Source organism: Bradyrhizobium sp. PRIMUS42 (assembly GCF_023006515.1).
Classification (GTDB): domain Bacteria; phylum Pseudomonadota; class Alphaproteobacteria; order Rhizobiales; family Xanthobacteraceae; genus Bradyrhizobium.
On record NZ_JALBGZ010000878.1, the window covers coordinates 1 to 2,311 of the forward strand.

Below are 2,311 nucleotides of genomic sequence, written 5' to 3' on the forward strand. Positions count from 1 at the left end.
AGCAGGCCGCCGCGACGATCGTTGCCCGCGATCCGCGCGTCATGCCCGGGGACATCGCGCTGACGCAGCGCGAGCTCGACGTGCTGGCGCTCATGGCCGAGGGCGCCTCCAACAAGATGATCGCGCGCCGGCTCGGCATCTCCGTGCACACCGTCAAATTCCATGTCGGCTCGCTGCTCGACAAGCTCGATGCCACCGGCCGCACCGACGCGGTGGCGCATGCGGCGCGCCGCGGTGTGATCGAGCTGTGATGCCACCGGGTCTCACTTCGCCGATGTCGCGGGGAAGCTGAGCTGCACCATCAGCCCCGGCGCATTGTCGTGCAGCGCGACCTCGGCGCCGTGAAGGCGCGCGACGGCCGCCACCAGACTGAGGCCAAGCCCATTGCCCGGCGTGTAGCGGCTCTGTTCGAGCCGGTAGAAGCGCTTGAAGACGTGATCGCGCTGCTCGGCCGGAATGCCCGGACCATCGTCGGCGATGGCGATCACCGCGCTGCCGTCGGCGCTGCGGCAGGTCACCGTCACCTGCCCGCCCGGCCGGCCGTGCTTGATCGCGTTGTCGACGAGATTGGCGATGGCATCGAACAGCAGGTCGCGATCGCCCGTGATCGGCACCTGACGGTCTCCGGCAAGGCTGAGCTTTGTGGCGACCTGCTCGGCGGCGGCATCGTAGAGCTCGACGACCTCGCCGGCGATCTGGGCAAGGTCAAGCGCGCGGAAGGCGCCGGTGCGGGCGCGGGTCTCGATCTCCGAGATCCGGGTGATGGAGGCGAACATGCCAAGCACGGCGTCGAGATCGGCGATGGTGTCGCCGATCAGCGCGGCATCCGCCTCGCCGTTGCGCTCGTGATGATAGGCCTTTTCCAGCCGGCCGCGCATCCGCGTCAGCGGCGTGCGCAGATCGTGGGCAACGTTGTCGCTGACCTGCTTGACCTCGCCCATCAGCGTCTCGATGCGGTCGAGCATCTGATTGAGGCTTTCGGCGACGCGATCCCACTCGTCGTTGCTGCCGCGCAAGGGGATGCGCTGGTCGAGACCTGAGAGCATGATGGCGCGGCTGGTGGCATTGATCTGTTCGATCCGCCCCACCGTGCGCCGCGTCACCAGCACGGCGGCGAGGCCGGCGAGCACCAGCAGCAGGACGGCAACCGCCGCCATCGCGAGCTCGATCATGCCGGTGAAGCCGTCATGGTCGACGGCGTGGCCGAGCCGGCCCTCCACATAGGCGAGCGTGCCGAAATAGACATAGGCCATGATCGCCGCGACGATCAGCCCGAACGCGGCGATCGCGATCAGCGCCAGACGGAAGGTCGAGGAGCGGAGCGTCTTAGCCAGGAGCACGGAGGCAATATCCGATGCCGCGGATGGTGTGGATCAGCGGATAGGCCTGGGCATCGTCGACCTTGCGGCGGACGCGCCCGACATAGACGTCGATGATGTTGGTGGAGGGATCGAAATGCAGGTCCCAGACGTGCTGGAGCAGCATCGCGCGGGAGACGACGCGGCCCTCGTTGCGGACGAGATATTCGAGCAGTTGAAACTCGCGCGGCAGCAGCGGAATCTTTCGGCCACGGCGGCTGGCATTGCGCGCGATCAGGTCGATGGCGAGATCGCCGACCCGCAGCAACGTCTCCTTGGCGATGGTCTCGCTGCGGCGGCCGAGGGCCTCGAGCCGCGCCAGCAATTCGGTGAACGAGAACGGCTTGACCAGATAGTCGTCGCCGCCGGCGCGCAAGCCGCGCACGCGGTCATCGACCTCGCCGAGCGCGGAAATGATCAGGAACGGCGCGGCGACGCCGTCGTCGCGCAATTGCCGCATCACGCTGATGCCGTCGACATCGGGAAGCATCCGGTCGATCGCGATCACGGCATAGTCGCGCGCGGCACCGTGGCTCAGCGCTTCGCGGCCGTTGGCAGCGAGGTCGACCTCGTATCCCGAGATCGTCAATTCCTCGACGAGCTGGCCTGCGGTTTCCGGATCGTCCTCGACGACCAGGATGCGGCGGTGACCTCCGGTCATGCAAAACTCCGCGCGACGATCGCCACCAGACTATCCCGTTCCGGGGCTGGACGGAACCGCCCGGTGGCGACCGCGACAATGGTGCGGTACGGCGATGCGACTACCAATAGTCTCCGCACACATTGACCCATTGCCATCCATAGGGCGTCCAGCTCCTGCGCCAGCAACCATCACTATAGCCGGCGTAGAAAAAGGGCGCGCCGAAGACGGCGAAACGGCGGAAGTGATGATGATGGAAGGCGTGGCGGCCGTGCCAGCCGGCGCCGGCGAAGCGTGGCCCGATCGCCGCGTG

At 67.3% G+C, this 2,311-nt stretch carries 3 protein-coding genes and 1 pseudogene; 1 reads left to right on the top strand and 3 read right to left on the bottom strand.

Annotation, left to right across the window (positions count from 1 at the left end; translation table 11 throughout):
• A partial coding sequence (locus MOV75_RS35055) for a response regulator transcription factor (protein WP_247007635.1) occupies positions 1-251 on the top strand: 251 nt, incomplete at its 5' end.
• A 12-nt stretch (positions 252-263) separates the two neighbouring features.
• On the opposite strand, the gene MOV75_RS35060 is transcribed toward MOV75_RS35055, so the two are convergent.
• The 3 genes and pseudogenes from MOV75_RS35060 to MOV75_RS35070 all read right to left on the bottom strand — a co-directional run.
• The gene (locus MOV75_RS35060) at positions 264-1,340 is read right to left on the bottom strand and encodes a HAMP domain-containing sensor histidine kinase (RefSeq protein WP_246932107.1); all 1,077 of its coding nucleotides are present in this window, start codon (positions 1,338-1,340) and stop codon (positions 264-266) included.
• Positions 1,327-2,019, bottom strand: a complete 693-nt coding sequence (locus MOV75_RS35065) for a response regulator transcription factor (protein WP_246932105.1) — start codon at positions 2,017-2,019, stop codon at positions 1,327-1,329. The genes MOV75_RS35060 and MOV75_RS35065 overlap by 14 nt, the downstream gene beginning before the upstream one ends.
• Positions 2,020-2,119: 100 nt before the next feature.
• Positions 2,120-2,311, bottom strand: a pseudogene (locus MOV75_RS35070) (hypothetical protein); the annotation flags it as partial.